Annotated in this window: 18 protein-coding genes; 4 read left to right on the top strand and 14 right to left on the bottom strand. The window is 34.9% G+C overall.

From position 1 onward, the window contains the following. Positions 1-79: 79 nt before the first annotated feature. The 4 genes from EMTOL_RS00115 (at position 80) to EMTOL_RS00130 (ending at position 4810) form a co-directional block, all read left to right on the top strand. A complete protein-coding gene (locus tag EMTOL_RS00115; protein WP_015027216.1) occupies positions 80-1180 on the top strand; it encodes an endonuclease/exonuclease/phosphatase family protein in 1101 nt (366 codons plus the stop codon). A 60-nt stretch (positions 1181-1240) separates the two neighbouring features. Beyond that, the gene (gene dprA / locus EMTOL_RS00120; protein WP_015027217.1) at positions 1241-2344 is read left to right on the top strand and encodes a DNA-processing protein DprA; all 1104 of its coding nucleotides are present in this window, start codon (positions 1241-1243) and stop codon (positions 2342-2344) included. An 89-nt stretch (positions 2345-2433) separates the two neighbouring features. After that, positions 2434-3276, top strand: a complete 843-nt coding sequence (locus EMTOL_RS00125) for an alpha/beta fold hydrolase (RefSeq protein ID WP_015027218.1) — start codon at positions 2434-2436, stop codon at positions 3274-3276. Positions 3277-3388: 112 nt separating this feature from the next. Next, on the top strand, positions 3389-4810 hold the full coding sequence (locus EMTOL_RS00130) for an amidohydrolase (protein WP_015027219.1): 1422 nt from the start codon (positions 3389-3391) through the stop codon (positions 4808-4810). Positions 4811-4852: 42 nt separating this feature from the next. On the opposite strand, the gene EMTOL_RS00135 is transcribed toward EMTOL_RS00130, so the two are convergent. The 14 genes from EMTOL_RS00135 to EMTOL_RS00200 all read right to left on the bottom strand — a co-directional run bounded on the left by EMTOL_RS00135 (position 4853) and on the right by EMTOL_RS00200 (position 17957). Continuing rightward, positions 4853-5299, bottom strand: a complete 447-nt coding sequence (locus EMTOL_RS00135; protein WP_015027220.1) for a hypothetical protein — start codon at positions 5297-5299, stop codon at positions 4853-4855. Between the two features lie 90 nt (positions 5300-5389). Beyond that, positions 5390-6085, bottom strand: coding sequence for a sulfite exporter TauE/SafE family protein (locus EMTOL_RS00140; RefSeq protein ID WP_015027221.1), 696 nt, complete (start codon positions 6083-6085; stop codon positions 5390-5392). Between the two features lie 81 nt (positions 6086-6166). Next, the gene (locus tag EMTOL_RS00145) at positions 6167-6604 is read right to left on the bottom strand and encodes a FixH family protein (protein WP_015027222.1); all 438 of its coding nucleotides are present in this window, start codon (positions 6602-6604) and stop codon (positions 6167-6169) included. A gap of 103 nt (positions 6605-6707) precedes the next feature. Then, positions 6708-8138: a cytochrome c oxidase accessory protein CcoG gene (gene ccoG / locus EMTOL_RS00150; protein ID WP_015027223.1), complete on the bottom strand. Its 1431-nt coding sequence runs from the start codon at positions 8136-8138 to the stop codon at positions 6708-6710. Positions 8139-8220: 82 nt separating this feature from the next. Then, entirely contained in the window at positions 8221-9009 is a 789-nt protein-coding gene (locus EMTOL_RS00155) for a cbb3-type cytochrome c oxidase N-terminal domain-containing protein (RefSeq protein WP_015027224.1), read from the bottom strand. A 92-nt stretch (positions 9010-9101) separates the two neighbouring features. After that, positions 9102-9266 (bottom strand): hypothetical protein, encoded by a 165-nt coding sequence (locus EMTOL_RS00160; RefSeq protein WP_015027225.1) that lies wholly within the window; start codon positions 9264-9266, stop codon positions 9102-9104. 95 nt (positions 9267-9361) lie between these two features. Next, positions 9362-11539, bottom strand: a complete 2178-nt coding sequence (gene ccoN, locus EMTOL_RS00165) for a cytochrome-c oxidase, cbb3-type subunit I (protein ID WP_015027226.1) — start codon at positions 11537-11539, stop codon at positions 9362-9364. A 191-nt stretch (positions 11540-11730) separates the two neighbouring features. Next, positions 11731-12138, bottom strand: a complete 408-nt coding sequence (locus EMTOL_RS00170) for a hypothetical protein (protein WP_015027227.1) — start codon at positions 12136-12138, stop codon at positions 11731-11733. A 63-nt stretch (positions 12139-12201) separates the two neighbouring features. Further along, entirely contained in the window at positions 12202-13059 is an 858-nt protein-coding gene (locus EMTOL_RS00175) for a universal stress protein (protein WP_015027228.1), read from the bottom strand. 109 nt (positions 13060-13168) lie between these two features. Further along, positions 13169-13918 (bottom strand): hypothetical protein, encoded by a 750-nt coding sequence (locus EMTOL_RS00180; RefSeq protein WP_041693342.1) that lies wholly within the window; start codon positions 13916-13918, stop codon positions 13169-13171. Between the two features lie 80 nt (positions 13919-13998). After that, positions 13999-14175: a cbb3-type cytochrome oxidase assembly protein CcoS gene (gene ccoS / locus EMTOL_RS00185; protein ID WP_015027230.1), complete on the bottom strand. Its 177-nt coding sequence runs from the start codon at positions 14173-14175 to the stop codon at positions 13999-14001. Between the two features lie 65 nt (positions 14176-14240). Then, positions 14241-16679, bottom strand: a complete 2439-nt coding sequence (locus EMTOL_RS00190) for a heavy metal translocating P-type ATPase (RefSeq protein ID WP_015027231.1) — start codon at positions 16677-16679, stop codon at positions 14241-14243. A 26-nt stretch (positions 16680-16705) separates the two neighbouring features. Next, entirely contained in the window at positions 16706-17080 is a 375-nt protein-coding gene (locus EMTOL_RS00195) for a hypothetical protein (protein WP_015027232.1), read from the bottom strand. Positions 17081-17144: 64 nt separating this feature from the next. Next, the gene (locus EMTOL_RS00200; RefSeq protein ID WP_015027233.1) at positions 17145-17957 is read right to left on the bottom strand and encodes a universal stress protein; all 813 of its coding nucleotides are present in this window, start codon (positions 17955-17957) and stop codon (positions 17145-17147) included. Between the last annotated feature and the right edge of the window lie 193 nt (positions 17958-18150).

Raw genomic sequence — 18150 nt, forward strand, 5'->3', positions numbered from 1 at the left:
AGTAGATATTTTAAGAAATATTTCAAAAAGTCGAGATAAGGTAGTAATTTTAAAATTAAAGTAGACCAAGGCCTTTCCTATGCAGTTGATTAAAAAGATAGTAAAGCATTTTTTATTTTTTCTAAATATCCTACTAGCCACATATACTTTGTTAGTGTATCAACTCAGCTATTCAGTAAGTATAAAACATTGGTTAGCTGGCTTTATGATGTTATCTATGCCTTTTGTACTGGTTGGTAATATCATTTTTATGGTCATCTGGGCTATTCGCAAATCCTATCGTTCGCTTCTATCTCTTTGCCTTTTACTTATTGGCTTCCCATTTATACTCCGAAGTGTGACTTGGCACAATATTGAAAGTCGTGATACAAGAGCGGGTATATCATTCATGAGTTATAATATGATGTGGTGTGATGCTTTTACTTACATTGAGCAACATGATACCCTCAATTCAATCAATCTCATGAAAAAAGCAGTATCTATTGATGCTGACATCAAATGTTTACAGGAATTTTATAATTGGGATGGCATTCCAAACTTTAAAACTTTAAAAAAATTTAGAGGAACACATAAATATTATACTTACGTTCACTCTACCCCTGGTAATGACCACGGACAGGGAACAATTGGATTAGTCATTTTCTCGAAATATCCGATTATTGGAAAGCAAGAGAAATATTGGTCAGTTAACCATAATGGCCTACTTTCGGCCGATATAGTTATCAAAAAAGATACAATTAGAGTAATTAATGTGCAACTTCACTCAATGGGTGTTAGAGTACAGAAAGTAATAGATGCTAAAGAAAACAAAGATTTGGTAAAAAAAGAGGCTAAAACAATTTATCATCAACTAAAATATGGATTTGAAGATAGAGCCATTCAAGTCAAGGAATTAGAAAATTGGATAAAAGAAAGTCCATATCCAGTATTTGTTTGTGGTGATTTTAACGAACTTCCTTATGGTTTTGCCTACGGAAAAATAAGAAATTACCTAAATAATGGTTTTGAAGATGCTGGACGAGGATTTGGATTCACTTACCATTATAAGCCAGGTTTTATTAGAATTGATAATATTTTTTATGATAGTAAGAAGTTTGAAATAAAACGATTCAAAACTTTTTCAGAAACACCCTATTCCGACCACTTCCCTATTTGGGGTGAATTTGTGATGAAGAAGTGATGATTGTACAACCAATTAAATTCACAATAACTTTATAATAGAAAAGTACTTTTGCTGAGTATGGAAAAAATTTATCAGATTGCTCTATCAAACGTAGAGGGAGTAGGAAGTGTATTCTTTCGACAACTAATTAGCTACTGTGGTTCTGCGGAAAATGTTTTTAAAGCTAAAACTGATAAATTATTGAAAATTCCGGGTGTTGGAAAAACCATCATTGAGGGACTTAAAAGAAAAGAAATCTTAAAAGAAGCAGAACAAATTCTTCAAAAATCTGAAAATCAACAAGTTGTAATATTCTTTTCAACCGATAAAAACTATCCTTTTCGATTAAAACCGCTCTACGATGCACCTGCAGTATTATACTACCGAGGTAATGCTGATTTGAATCATTTTCGTTCCTTAGGAATTGTCGGAACAAGACAAGCAACCGACTATGGAAGAAAAACCACAGAAGATTTAGTTGAGCAATCCAAACCATATAATCCTCTTATAATTAGTGGCTTAGCCTATGGAATTGACATTACTGCCCATAAGGCTGCTATTGAATATAATCTTCCTACGATAGCGGTAATGGCAAGCGGAATTGATGTTATTTACCCAAATCAGCACGAAAAATATATTGAACAAATACTCAATCATGGTGGTATAATTTCTGAACATCCATTTGGTAAACAGCCAATCCGCAATATGTTTTTGGCACGAAATAGAATTATAGCAGGTTTAAGCGATGTATCAATTGTGATTGAATCTGCTAGTAAAGGAGGTGCAATGGTAACTGCTGAATTTGCGAATAATTATCACAGAGAAGTTTTTGCTATTCCGGGCACACTTTCGAATAAGTTTTCTGAAGGATGTAATCAACTCATTAAACAAAATAAAGCCCATATTTATACTAACATTAATGATATAGTTGAATCTCTCAATTGGGATTTAACCGAAAACAATGATAATCAACCGATTAAAGAATCATTGCTCGATTTAAGTACTTTTACCGACGAAGAAGGGCAAGTTATAGCAATCCTAAGAACAAAAGGCGAAATGCATATCGACGAGTTAAGTTGGCAAACGCAAATTCCAATTAACCGTTTGGCTTCTCTCCTTCTAAATCTAGAATTTCAAGGAATAATCAAGACTATGCCAGGCAAGAAATTTGGATTGAAATAATGTTAATTTTATATAAGTAAAACGATTCGGTCAAAAAAAGTGTTAAAATGTCTAAAGTCATTGTTTATTTTAGAAATTATTAAATCGAAGTGAAATCTCGGCTAAAATTATTATCTGTTTTCATTGCCACAAGCATTGTATCGGTTTCTTGTTTTCAGAAATGGATACTTACTGATAAAGAACTTCGTGAGCATTATGCAGAAAAACGCTCAAAACCACTTTTTCATGTTATTGAAAACGACTCTATTAAACTCCATTTTGTAACCTTTGGTGCTGATACGGCTCAACCAGTCCTATTTATTCATGGTGCACCTGGTTCATGGGACGGCTACCTCAATTTGCTAGATGATAGTTTACTTCAAAATTCTTTTCATTTAATTTCTGTTGACCGACCAGGCTATGGAAAGTCGCAGAAAAGACCGAAGAAAAAAACATATACTCTCGAAGAGCAAGCAAATGCAATTATTTTAGCCCTAAAAAGTAATCATTCTAATAAAAAAGCCATTATCGTAGGTAGGTCATATGGAGCTCCAGTTGCGGCAAAACTTGCGGCAAAATATCCAGATAAAATTGAAAAAATAATACTTTTATCACCTGCCATTGACCCTGACACTGAAAAATTTTGGTGGTTTTCAAAGTTTGGCAAAATATTTTTAGTCCGGTGGTTTTTACCAGAACGAATGAATACTGCTACTGATGAAAAATACGCTCATATAAAGGAGTTGAAAATACTTAAAAATGATTGGAAAAAAATTCAATCAGATGTTACTGTTATGGCTGGTGGAAAAGATTGGATTGTTGACACTACAAATTTTTCTTTTGCAAAGAAGATGCTTATCGGAAAAAATGCTAAATTTATATTTATTCCAGAATCAGGTCATTTAATTTCAAGTTCCAGACCTGATTTGGTAAAAAAAGAAATTTTCAAGTAGTTGATATTACGTAAAAAAAGGTTAACAGTGAGTTTTCTTTATCTGCGAATCTTCGATTGTCAACTATGAAATTAAAAATCTAACCATTAACCAAACAATCTTCTTCAACATCATGAAGCAACTCTTTATTTTGTGCTCATTAGTTAGTGTGAGTGTTTTTGCTCAGTCTCCTAAAGAAAAAATGCTCGCAAGCATTGGAAAAAAAGAAAGCTACTATGGCGGTATTGCCAAACAAATTTGGAACTATGCCGAAGTAGGTTATCAAGAGGTAAAAAGTTCAAATTTATTACAGGAAACCCTCAGCAAAGAAGGCTTCAAAATCGAAAAAGGAGTTGCAGGTATTCCTACTGCTTTCACAGCTTCATTCGGTGAAGGTAAACCAATTATTGGAATTTTGGGCGAATTTGATGCTCTACCGGGGCTATCTCAAGATTCAACTGCTGAACAAAAAAACATCGGTGGTATTGCGGGACACGCTTGTGGGCATCATTTATTTGGTACAGCTTCGGCTGCCGCAGCTATTGCAATCAAAGACTACATGAAAGCCAATAATATTAAAGGAACTTTACGTTTTTACGGCACCCCTGCCGAAGAAGGTGGTTCTGGAAAAGTTTACATGGTTCGTGAAGGACTTTTCAATGATGTAGATGCTGTTTTACATTGGCATCCTGGTGCTTCTAATAGTGCAAGTTTTGGCACCTCTTTGGCGAATAAATCAGGAAAGTTTCGCTTTTATGGCGTGTCAGCTCATGCTGCGGCATCTCCTGAAAAAGGGCGTTCGGCATTAGATGGCGTAGAAGCAATGGACCACATGGTGAATATGCTTCGCGAACACGTACCTTCAGATACCCGAATTCATTATGTAATCACGAATGGTGGGAAAGCTCCAAATGTGGTTCCTGATTTTGCCGAAGTATATTATTATGCTCGTAGCCCAAGACGTACAGATGTTATGGATGTATGGTCAAGAATTGAAAAAGCTGCTCAAGGTGCAGCCTTAGGAACTGGTACAAGAGTTGAATGGGAATTAACTGGAGGTACTTATGAACTTTTAGCAAACGAAACGCTGGCTAAAGTTATGCACGCAAACCTTTCAAAAGTAGGTGGCTTAACCTACACCAACGAAGAGAAGAGCTTCGCAGAAAAAATTAGTAAAAGTTTAGGTGCAGAAAGCGTTAAGTTTGAAGATGCAACGGGGGTAAAACCACTTACTGCTGAAAAAGGTGGTGGCGGTTCAACTGATGTTGGAGATGTAAGCTGGACAGTACCAACTGTAGGCCTTACAACTGCCACTTGGGTTCCAGGAACACCCGCACACAGTTGGCAAGCTGTAGCAGCAGGAGGCATGAGTATTGGTAGAAAAGGAATGATAAATGCTGCTAAAACTTTAGCATTAACGGCAACTGACCTTTTCGAAAATCCTCAAATTTTGAAAGACGCAAAAACTGAATTCGAAAAAGCTCGTGGGCCTAAAGAATTCAAGTATGAAGCAATGGTTGGCAATAGAAAACCAGCATTAGACTATAGAAAATAAAAAATAATGGGCGATGATTTAAAAAATCATCGCCCATTATTTTTAAAGTTTTTTCAACTTCTTTACTAAATTTAATTCTTTTACCTTTTTATTAATTTCTTCCAACAATAACTCATTAGGTTGTTTTTCTCTACAAATCACGTCATAGCCTTTGGGAGTAAAAAGTGTTTTTTCGAATTCAATAATTGCCCAGTTTGTTTGTTCATCAAAATATAATATTTTCCAACGGCTAGTTAAAACTGAAAGTAAACCATTTCCACGCCATTCGAATGATAGATCATTCTCATTAAGGGGTTCATCAAATCCATTAATTGACTTTATCTTACCTTTTTGAAAGTATTTTACTTCATCTCGCAACCCTCTTTTACCATTTTTAGTAGAAATTTCGTAGTTGAAAGTAGGATTAATCTTATCTCCTTTTAACCACATCGGAAAATTCGTGAATAGAATATGCCATTTACCTTCAAGTTTTTCTAAAAAGTCTGTCATTAAAAATCATTTTTCGTGCATAAATTTACAATGAAAATAAAAAAAACAGGAGAATATCCCCTGTTTTTTCCGACCTAAACCTAATAAATTCTAATGACAAAACGGAATATTGGATAAATCAATATTCTGCTTAATAATATGTGGAAACGATATAACTAAGCCCCTTACTATCAACCATAATGCTAATAAAGAATAAGTAATCGGAATAAGTTTTGGTAGTTTCAAAGCAAAGGTTTTTCTCAGCCAAGTAGCTCCTAAACTAATCCCCAACATCATTGGTAGCGTACCTAATCCGAATAAAAGCATAAAAAACATCCCGTCGGTAAGTGTTTCGGTTAGAAATGCCCCACTTAAGGCAGCATAAACCAATCCACAAGGTAGTAATCCATTCAATACACCAAACGAAAACTGAGTTAAGAATGAATGGCTCTTAAATAATTTTGATAAACCCGATTTGATTTTATTTGTAAATCGAAATACAAAATGATTCAAACTTATTTTTTGTTGCCAACTTTTAGGAATAAAAACACCTATTAAAATCAATGCACCTAAAACTATCGAAAGTGTCTTTTGTGATACAAAATAAGTAGTACTTTCACCGATAAAGCCAACAAAAATACCTAATACTGCGTATGTCATTAAGCGACCTCCGTTGTATAAAAATCTACCAAAGATGAATTTCCATCGTGCAGAAGTATCAGCTGGCAACATCATAGCGATTGGCCCACACATACCTACGCAGTGTAAACTACCAACAAGCCCCATTATGAATGCCGAATAAAACATTTTTTTGACGATAGAAATCAGATTAAAGGTATGAAGAGCAATATAAACTAGTTGATTATCTGCTCATTCGCTCATATCGAATTATAATTTTATTTTTTCCTCTTTGTAGTAGCCTTTTCCTTCTTTATTCCAAGAAACTTTCACAACCCAAAGACCACGCTCAAGCTTATTTACAGGAATAGTTTGCTGCTCAGACTGCAATATATTCAACTTTACAGCAAAATCTTTGCGAGCATCTGATGGGCGGTAAAAATTAACCTCACCATTAGCCCCAAGCGATTCTTTAGGAAAATCTAAGCTAATTAGCTGTTTATCAGTTTGGTAATTAAGTTTTAAATCAGATGAAAGTTGGTTAGTATTATTCATCTTATCTATATTTTCTTGATAATCTAACTCTTTCTGATAATAATCTTTACTTACCAAATGTATATCATCTTGTTGGAGACAATTCCAAACCAAAAAACCCATAAAACCTACAAACCCTAAGTAGACGATGGCAATGCTTTTTCCCCAGTTCATATTTTTTTAATTTAAAATGTAGAATTAAAATTGAGAATTAGTACTTTAGACCATTAAATCTTGTTGAACTTCATTCTCAACTTTCAATTCATTATTGATTAATTTATTGTGCTGGTCCCAAGAAATTGGTTTTAATAGTTTCGAGCAATTCGCCCTCACTGTAAACTTCAATTTTCAAAGGTGTTTTTATTTCTGTGACTTTAACTTTCGGCATATCTAAAAAGAATACCGCATCGGTGCGTCCTTCCATTGGCACTTTTAGCTTTCCTCCTTGCACCCTAATAACTCCCTTGTTATCTGCTACTTTGAGTGTCAACTCAATAGGCTTAGTCGTTTTATTGATAAACTGAACATTATACAAATTACTAATTATTCCATTAGGTTGTTCTTGATACAACTGTCCTGGCACACGCATAATCGTAGTCTCGACTTTCGAACGATTGAGCAATAAGGCAGCTTCTACCCCAATCAATAATAATAATACAACTGAATAGGCATAAGCACGAACAGACATCTTGAAAGGCGTACGTTTTTCGATACTTTCTTGAGAAGCATACTTAATCAAACCAGTAGGTTTGTTAACTTTTATCATTACTTCATCACAAGCATCTATACAAGCAGTACAATTTACACATTCAAGCTGAGTACCATTTCTAATGTCAATACCGGTTGGACAAACTTGTACACACAACGCACAATCAATGCAATCACCGTGTTTAGGAGCTTGCGTGAGGTTCTTATCTTGATTTTTAGTGAGTTTTCCTCTTGGCTCTCCTCTAATAAAATCATACATAATTGCCATTGTGCTTCTTCCCATTAAAACTCCTTGCAAACGGCCGTAGGGACAAATAGCGATACAAACTTGCTCACGAAGACGTGTAAATACAAAGTAAAAAAGAGCAGTAAATACTACAATTCCAACAAAACCAGACCAGTGCTCGGCCGGTGAAACTGTAACTATATGAAGTGTTTCTTCAATTCCGATAATGTAAGCCATTGTAAAATGGGCAATAATTATCGAAAAAAGTATATATATAAAATGCTTAAGTGTCTTTTTTCGAATCTTTTCGGCAGTCCATGGGCCGCTATCTAGCTTTTGTTGTTGGCGAGCATCGCCTTCAATCCAGTATTCAATTTTACGGAAAATCATTTCCAAAAATACTGTTTGTGGACAAGCCCATCCGCACCAAAAACGACCATAAACTACTGTAAATAAGATGACAAATACAAAAAATGTAATCATCCCTAAACCAAACAACACAAAATCTTGAGGGAAGAAAGGTTGACCAAAAATGACAAACTTTCTTTCAAAAATATTCATCATTAACAATGGTTGCCCACTGATTTTGATAAAAGGAACCGAGAAGAAAATGGCAAGAAAAATGATAGTTGCGATGATTCTCTTATTGTGAAAACTCCCTTTTGGTTTCTTTGGATGTAACCAAATTCTTTTTCCACTTTTGTCAACCGTGGCTATGGTGTCACGATATTCTTCATCATAAAAGTCTGAAATGTTGGGTGCTGAAGTGTCCATTTTTTTATATTGTGGTTCGGCAATGCGTTAAGCCGAATATACCCCAACCCTCTACAAAACCGTAAAGGGTTGGGAGTGATTTTTATTTAGTGGCAGTAGAATCAGCCGCTACTTTTTCTCCTTGTGGAGCTTTGGCGTTTGGCGGGTTTGTGCCTTTAATAGATACTATATAGTTTGCTACATCTTGAATTTCGTTAGGTTTCAAAGTAGCTTTCCAAGCAATCATACCTTTTTCAGGAATACCGTTTTTAATAGTCTTGAAAATGTCATTGATTGTACCTCCGTGAATCCAGTACTCATCAGTAAGATTAGGCCCTACACCACCTTCACCGGCAGCTCCGTGGCAAGCCACACATTTACCTACGAAGATTTCTTTACCTTTTGCTACTACTTTTGCATCTGAGGCTAAAAGTTTTACTGAATTTTCATCAATACTATTGGCATTTTTTGCCTGATATTCTTCTATTTGTTTTTGTGCTACTGCAACTTCACGTGTATATTCTTCTTCTTGAAGAGGGCTCGACGCCCAAACGTGGTAATCTAGCATATAGAAAATAGAGAATGCAATAGTTGCGTAGAAAAGATATTTCCACCAAGGTGGTAAGTGGTTATCTAATTCTCTAATACCATCATAATTATGGTTGAGTAAGATTACCTCTTCTTTTTCTAGTGGCACGGCTCCAGTTAAGCCCTTCCACCAAGAATTAAAATTAAACGTTTCTAAAACTTTGCCACTTCGCTCGGCGTCAATTTGCTTGAGTGTACGGAATATTCCAAAAACAACAAACAAAATAACTATGGCGAAAATAACAAGAACGGCAAGTATCAGGAACAGAATTAATTCATCGCCTGTTTTGAATGCTAAGTTCATTTATTACAATTTTTAAGGATTGATAATTTTATTAGTTCACATTCAGCAATTAATAAGTATTAAACTCCAAATTACTGATTTAATGAAAATGCTTACTCTTCGTTTCCGAGTGGTAGATTTTCCATGTGATTTACATATTTCTTATCTGCTTTGAATACCCAAATACCAAGTGCAGTGAAGAATGTGACAAATACGATTAGCGAAAAGATTGGATATATTGAAATCCCCTCGATGCTATTTAATACATTCTTATACATAATTTTATTTATTTATTGGCCAGTGGGCTGCAATCCACAATCAACAAGTTTTTCAAATTCTCAACTGTGGACTGCCGTCTATTGGCCGTTGCCGATTATCTAGTTGCTGTTTGCTCTTTTTTTATATCTGTACCCAAACGTTGTAGGTAAGCAATCAAAGCCACAATTTCTCTATCAGATTTTGTTGTAATTTTAGCATCTGCTAAAGACTTCACAATTTTATCTGCTTGTTCTTCTGCATTTGCAATGGCCTCATCTTCAAAACCTTCAGGATATGGAACCCCTAACTTACGCATCACCGAAATTTTATTCGGAAGCAGCGATTTGTTGTATTTATCTGATAACAACCAAGGATATGTAGGCATGATAGAACCTGGTGACATTGTTTGTGGATCCATCATGTGGTTATAGTGCCAGCTATCTGGATATTTACCACCAACACGGTGCAAATCTGGACCAGTACGCTTAGAACCCCATTGGAATGGGTGGTCATAAACAAATTCACCTGCCTTTGAATATTCTCCATATCTTTCAGTTTCTGAACGGAACGGACGAACCATCTGTGAGTGACAAGTATAGCAACCTTCACGGATATAAATATCTCTACCTTCAAGTTCAAGTGGAGTATAAGGTTTTACTGAGGCAATAGTCGGAATATTCGATTCAACTAACCAAGTAGGAACAAATTCTACAACCCCACCAATTACCACAGCAATTAAAGATAAAATCATGAAAATCACTGGTTTACGTTCAAGGGTTGAGTGCCATCCTTCACCTGCAACTCTTACATTTTTAACTAAAGCTGGTGCTTCGTCATACTCTTCAGCCACAAAGCTACCCTGACCTGCTGTCTTGATTAAGTTATATATCATTATAAATGTACCTACCAAGTATAGCAATCCACCAAAGGCACGCATGGCGTATAATGGAATCAATTGTGTTACTGTTTCAAGGAAGTTTGGATAAGCTAAGAATCCTTCTTTCGTGAATTCTTTCCACATCAAACTTTGTGTAAAACCAGCCCAATACATTGGTAATGTCCAGAATAGAATACCAAGTGTTCCAACCCAAAAGTGCGTATTTGCTAATGAAAGTGAGTAGATTTTTGTTTTCCACATTCTTGGTACTAACCAATAAAGCATACCAAAAATCATGAATCCATTCCAACCTAAACCACCAACGTGTACGTGAGCGATTGTCCAGTCAGTAAAGTGAGAGATGGCATTAACGTTTTTCAATGATAGCATTGGTCCTTCAAAAGTTGCCATACCATAGGCAGTTACAGCTACAACGAAGAATTTCAAAACTGGGTCTTCACGTACTCTATCCCAAGCACCACGAAGTGTTAAAAGACCATTCAACATACCCCCCCAAGATGGAGCAATAAGCATAACTGAAAAAACAGTACCTAAACTTTGAGCCCAATCAGGCAAAGAAGAATATAGTAAGTGGTGAGGGCCAGCCCAGATATATAAGAAAATAAGCGACCAGAAGTGTATAATTGATAACTTATATGAATAAACAGGTCGATTAGCTGCTTTAGGCATGAAATAATACATCAAACCTAAGAATGGCGTAGTAAGGAAGAATGCAACAGCATTGTGTCCGTACCACCATTGTACAAGAGCATCTTGCACACCTGCGTATAATGAATAACTTTTTGTGAGTGAAAGTGGAAGCTCGAATGAGTTCACAATGTGTAACATGGCTACTGTGATGAATGTAGCGATATAAAACCAAACGGCTACATACATGTGGCGTTCGCGACGCTTGATAATAGTACCAATCATATTGATACCGAATACAACCCAAACTAATGCAATGGCAATATCAATTGGCCATTCTAATTCGGCATATTCTTTACCAGTCGTAAAGCCCAACGGCAATGAGAGTGCTGCCGATAAAATAATTAATTGCCAACCCCAAAAATGTACCCAACTGAGTGTACGGTTGAACATGGGTGTTTTTAGTAAACGTGGCAGTGAGTAATAAATACCCCCAAACATTGCATTACCTACAAAGGCAAAGATGATGGCGTTGGTGTGAAGTGGGCGAATACGACCGAAGGATGTAAATGGGATTCCGAAGTTTGCAGCAGGCCAAAATAGCTGCGTTGCAGCAGTAAGACCAACCAACATCCCAACTACCCCAAAGATAACGGCAGCAATCATAAAGGCTTTTACTACTTTATTATCGTAATAAAACCCTTCTAATGCACCCCCACCCCCAGAATGAGAGTCATTACTAAAAAAAGGTTTGGTTAAAAAACGCATAAGATTTGGTTTATGGTAGATAGTAAAAAACTGAGATATGAGACTTGAGATACGAGAACTGAGAAACAATTACTTCTTAAATTCTGCCCTCTTTATTCTAAATTCTCTAATTATCATGCTGTAAAATTACAAGTAGACCCCAGTCAAAAACATGACTGAGGTCTGAAAGAAATATGATTAAAATCATATAATTAGTTTACTGGCTGTGCTGTCTCATGATTGGCAATAAATGAACGAAAACGATACTTTATTTCTCGGTAATCGGCCTCAAAATACTTCATTTCTTCATTCAAGTAGGCTCTATCTTTTCTTTGTTCTGAATCTAAAACATTGTCACTCATTACTCCTTCTGCCACTTCTTTTTCAATAACAGATAATTCTTCGAGAAGTCGCTTAGTCAATCTTTGAAAATGCCGAAATTGTTTTACTAACTCAGCTACTACTGGAGACTCCTGCGATTGTGTATTGGTTTTGACTTTATAATCATCCAATATATTTAAGAAGAACGTTGCTTCTTGCGAAACCAATTCAAGCTCATTTCTCCATAACTTATGCTCAAAATGAGCGTGCTCCAATTGATGTAATTTCGATGCTGTCATGAGTTTTTTTAATTAAAATTAGGAGTTATTTTACTACCCAATATTTAAACCAAGAAAATTGACTTAAAAAGTCACAACCTCGGCTTCATTAATAAATTGTGCGGGTAATTCATCATAAATACTAAGTAGTGGAACAGAAGGGTGAAAGGCAAACTTCCGTGTAACACTGCGATTGAAAATAATATCTAAAAACGAGTGATGACGAGAAACCATTACTAACAAATCTACTCGATGAACATCAATGAAATCCTTTATACCATGTTCAACATCAATACTTTTGATAAAATAATCATTCGTTTGAAGCGTACTGAAATAATTATGAAATTCATATTTAGCCAATCCATCAAGGGTATCTGATGTTTGATTTTCTTGTAAGATAGTTAAGAAAGTAAGTTGTGAACTTTTTCTTTCAGCTAAACTCTTAAGATTTTCAAATATTGAATAATCGCTTATCGAACCATAATCTGCAGCTAAAACAATATTTTTTAATTGATTAATTGGTGCATTGGTTGGAACTACGAGTGTGTTTATAGGTACATTTCGTACTACTTCAGTTGCTACACTACCAAAAAGCAAACTATTACCCGCCCCACTTGCTCCTAAGACCACTAAATCATATTTCTCAGTTTGATTTAGAAACTCTATCGCAGCAGCAGTAGAAATCGGCATAGATTCTAACTTGAAAGTATGAAAAGGCTCGTTATCAAATTTTTTCAAATCTTTCAACAAATCTTTCATGAGGTTTTGTGCATTTACACGCAATTCTTCCAACACATACATGGCAATCTCAGGCTCTACATTAGTACCATAGGTATTTAAAAGCGTAAATTCACACGCTGTATCACTAAATAAAGCTAAAGCATAATGTATTGCTTTTTCAGAAGCTTTAGAAAAATCGGTTGGAAGCAGAATCTTTTTCATGGTGAATGAGTATTTAGATTGATTTAGCAAATCTATTGGGGGCGAAATCCAGAAAGAATGATTTGCGTTTTGGTGGAATATGAGAAATATCAGTTTAGAATGGCTTCGATTAAAAAACTCGATTTGCAATTTTTTGATTGATTACTTGTCGAATTTCTTGTGCTTTAAATTCAAGCTTTAATCCTTTACGCTTACCCACAACATCTTCTAACAAATATACAATAATTTTTCTGTCTTTAATACCAATTTGACGGTCAAATAACTTCCAGTCAGGTATTAATTTTAGACGTAAAGAATTGACTCTGGCTTCAATAAGTTTGAAAAAGATATTCAACGAAGCATCGTCTTGTTTGAAAATATCAGCCTCCAACAAAAAACGTTTTTGCTGAAGGTCATAAACTTCCCAATCTTGAGTTTCGCAGCAAGGTGCGTCAGTATTTTTACAGTTACCTGCCTTTTGAAATAATCCTAATAAATCATTTCGTACTGAAGTGACATAGGTCATTTTGTAGAAGTAATGAAAAGAAGAAATATCAAGACATTCGTGGTCACCATCACAAGTGCCAAAGTAAGTCATACTTGATAACCAATCATTTATAAAATTTTGTGAGGAAGTGTCGGCTAAACCATTTATGACTGCGTGGGATGTCTCCCACTTACAGTCATATTCTTTATAATATTCGGTGTATCGTACGTTTTTAATGGTAATTTCTTTATTCTTATTGCTAAATTTCTGAATCTCTGGTAGTTTCAAAAAAGCACTTTGTTGGCCATTACAGCTTGAAGAATAAAAAAATAGCACTAACATCAAAGCGGTTAGTGCTATACCATAAACGCACTTCGAACCTGTTTGTTTCATAAAAACACAAATTTCTATGAAACAAAAGTATCCTGAAGTAAAATAAAATGTATTGACAAATATCATTTTAAAAGATGACATTACTCATCTTTTGTTGATGCTGTATCAGGTGCTTTAACCGGATTATCAAACAACATTCTCACCGATGGTGTATAAGTATCGTCGTATTGCCCATCTTTCGTGGCCCATATAAATGCTCCTAAAAAGCCTCCTGCAACCAAAATTGCTGCAATTGCTAAAAATAATATGATGCTCATAGGTTTAATAAATAAGTTGCTAACTTGCTCCTTTGTAGGATACAATGTATATAAACAAATGACTTCTAAAGTTTTCTAAAACGTGCAAACAAATGTGTAAGCCCAACCGCAAACAAAACTACTGATAATGAACTAAGTGGCATAAAAATCGCGGCTAATACTGGTGAGAGTTCGCCTGTCACTGCCCAACTAATTCCAATAAAATTATAAACCAACGATAATACAAAACTTGCTTTTACGATATTCAGAGACGTTTTACTAAATCTAAGAAATTCAGCTAATCGACCAAATTTAGAAGCATCAAGAATGGCATCACAGGCAGGTGAGAACACTTTAATATCTTCGCTAATTGCAATGCCAACATTACTTTGGCGTAAAGCACCAGCATCATTCAAACCATCACCAATCATCAACACATGATTTCCTTTTTGTTGTTCTTGACGAATAAAATTAAGTTTATCTTGCGGTTTTTGTTTGAAGAATAAGTTATTTTCATTAAAATATGGTTCTAACTTTTCTTTATCAGCATCATTATCACCTGATAACAAAAATAACCTAAAGCTTTTTTTCAAATCGGTAAGAATCGACTGCCAATTTTTTCGGTAAATTGTTTCTACTATATAATATCCAACACAAATACCATTTATTTCTACGAATGCATGGGTATGTGCCACTTCTCTGTTTGCTGATTTGATAAATCCAGCTTTTCCAATTCTTATTAAGTTTCCCGAAATACTCGCCTCAATGCCTTCTCCTTGAAATTCTTGAAAATATTCTACTTGTAAAGGTTTTAAATTAGAAATTTTTAAAGATTCTGTAATCATTTTACTCAAAGGATGAGCCGATTGCTGTGTAATTGTTTTAACAAGACTTACTTCAAAATCACCTAACAAATTACCTACGTAACTTACTTTTTCTGAATTACTTTCAGTTAATGTCCCTGTTTTATCAAAAGTAATTTCATTGACTTCATTCAATAATTGAATTACTCCTTGATTTTTCACATAAAACTTATTTCTTCCGAAAATTGCCATAGTAGTTGACATAGTAAATGGCATTGAAAGTGTTAAAGCACACGGACAAGCCACCATAAGTACAGCAGTAATGGCATTCCAAAACAGACTTGGATTGAAAACTGACCAGTAAATTCCAGCAACCGTTGCGATGGTAAAAGTAATTACTGTGAAATATTTGCTAAATAAATTGGCAAGTTCGGTGGTAGGCATTACTTTTTCTTTGGTAAATGCATCATTATTCCAAAGTTGAGTAAGATAACTTTGTGAAACTGGTTTTTGAACAACTAACTCCAGTCGTTCACCTTTTTGTCGCCCACCCGCATAAATTAACTCGCCTACTTGCTTGGTTACTGCATCAGATTCGCCCGTTACAAAGCTATAATCAATCATACCTTTCCCTTTAACAATAAGGGCATCAGCCGGAATTAATTCTTGATGATGTATAAAAATAGTATCTCCTTTACGGAGTTCCATTACATTTACGAAACTCTCTTCACCTGCACGTGATACCTTCACTGCTAATGGAAAATAAGATTTATAATTACGCTCAAACGATAAGTAATTATAAGTTATTTGTTGTACCCATTTACCAACTAATAGAAAAAAGACTAATCCTGCCAAACTATCATAATACCCCGCAGAATGATTCACAAAGGTTTCAAAAACACTTCTAGCATAGAGTGTAATGATGGCAACTGCAATCGGAATATCAACACTGAATACATTGGTCGTTTTCTTGATATTTTCTTTGATTGAAACCCATGCACCGTATAGGTAATCGTAAGAACCGTAAAAGAATACTGGCAACGACAACAAGAAATTAAAATACAAGAAAAACTTTTGATAGGTAGCATCAATGTTATTCTTGAGGTTGAGATGAAAATATTCTGGAAAACTCATCATCATGATATTTCCCATACAGAATCCAACAACACCAATCTTAATGATAAGACTTCTTTGAGCTAAATTCTTTTTGTCCTTTCGCTCTTCAGTACTTTCCAAATTAATTAGTGGCTCATAACCTAAGGTAGCCAAGAGTTCAACTACTTCCTTCAGACTAACTTCAGTTGGATTAAAACTCAATGAAAGTTCTTTTTTTATAAAATTGAGTCGAGAAGTAAAGACACCCGCTCTAACTTTATTGAAGTTTTCGAGTAACCAAACACATGAACTACAATGTACGCTTGGTATATAAAAAGTTACTTTACAAAGATTTTCAGATTGATAATCAAGCAGCTGGCTTATAATTGTAGTATCTTCAAGAAAACTATATTTTCCTTCAAAATTTTTAGCTTTTAAACTAATTCCAGCATTTGAATTGAGGTCATAATAAGTACAAAGATTATTATCTTGTAGAATTTCATATACTGTCTGACAACCATGACAGCAAAAATGTTTCTCTTCGATACTAATCGAATCATCGGGGCATTCATCACCGCAATGATAACACACCAATTTTTCTTCAACTTCTAATAACTGATTCTTCATGCGTAAATTTTATCTTTATTACATGTTCAAACGCCAGCTTTCTGAGGCTCCAAATTCATGTAATCGTTCATATCTCTACCTAAAATATTTTGTCGTTCGAGCGACCAATAGTTGGTAAAAGAAGATTCAAGCCATGTTTTTCCAGACTTTCTGAAAATAGATACCTGCAACCCCATTTTCTCCCAAAATAGCGTTTCAACTTCTAATACACTCATATTAGGACTAATTTCGAAGCCCTCTACTGCTTTTTTATGAACAATATCCTTAATCAAACACTCATGTGCTGCATCACTCATTTCTGCTCCTCTGTAATAAATCTCTAGTCGTAAAAATGGGTATATTTCATGAAACTGGTTGATTAATTCCGTTGCATTCTTTTCTGGTATTACAGTTAAATTCATTTTCTTAATTATTAGAGATTGAATTGGGTTGAAATTTCGGCATCAATATTTATTAATACCCAAATCATAAAATTGATAAAATCGGAATCTCATCATTGAATGCAAGTCGTTCTGTATTACTTCCCACAAAAATCCGTTCAAGTAAATTATGTTTTCTTGGAAAAGTAATAATCAAATCAGCATGGTTTGTATTAGCAAAGCTCAATACCGACTTCACGAAATTATCTCCCTCAACAATCGTATAAGTATGTGGTACATTTTTCAATAATTGTCTCACTTTTAAAGATGCCGCCTTCGCAAACTCAGACTCATCTGTTAAAGTGTATAAATTCACCACTGAATCTAAATCTCTTAATAAAAAGACTGCTTTTTCGAGCAAAACTTCATCTAAATCAAATCTAAAATCAAGGCCAAGAACAGCATTGTTAAAAGAAGAATACTTAGCCTTAGGCGGAACAAGTAAAATAGGAGCATTCGAATGATGAATCATTGATGTTGCCAAACTACCAAAAAATCTACCACCTAACAAAGAATCACCCACAGTACCCATTACTAATAAATCAGCATTTGTTTTTTCAATTACTTGTGAAAGTGTATCAACAACTAAACCCTCTTCAACTATAATTTCAGTATTTAATGCGGTGGTATATTTTTTTTCTAAGCGTTTTTGTAAACGTTTCAGCATATAAATACTATGCTTTTCTAATTCCTTCGGACTAACTGCCAACATACTCATTTCTGAATCGTATGGCATCACATAGCGGTAGGCATGGAAAAGTACAAGTTTAGCATTTGCCTTCAATGCTGTTTGTGCAGCAACTTGGGCAGCCTTTCTTGAACCCCTCGAAAAGTCGGTTGCGAATACGATTGTTTTCATAGTAGTAAGCTTTAGAATTTGTACACTACATTTAACGCACTACAAATTTTGCTGTTTGGTGCTTGAATAATTATGACGATTATCATAATACCCTATGATATTAGCTAAATCCAAGTATTTCTTCAGAAAAACTATCACTTTAAGCTGATGTTTTTTGAAAATACTGATAGATGTCATATTTTAGCACTTTATC

Origin of the sequence: Emticicia oligotrophica DSM 17448, from assembly GCF_000263195.1 — a bacterium.
Lineage (GTDB): Bacteria > Bacteroidota > Bacteroidia > Cytophagales > Spirosomataceae > Emticicia > Emticicia oligotrophica.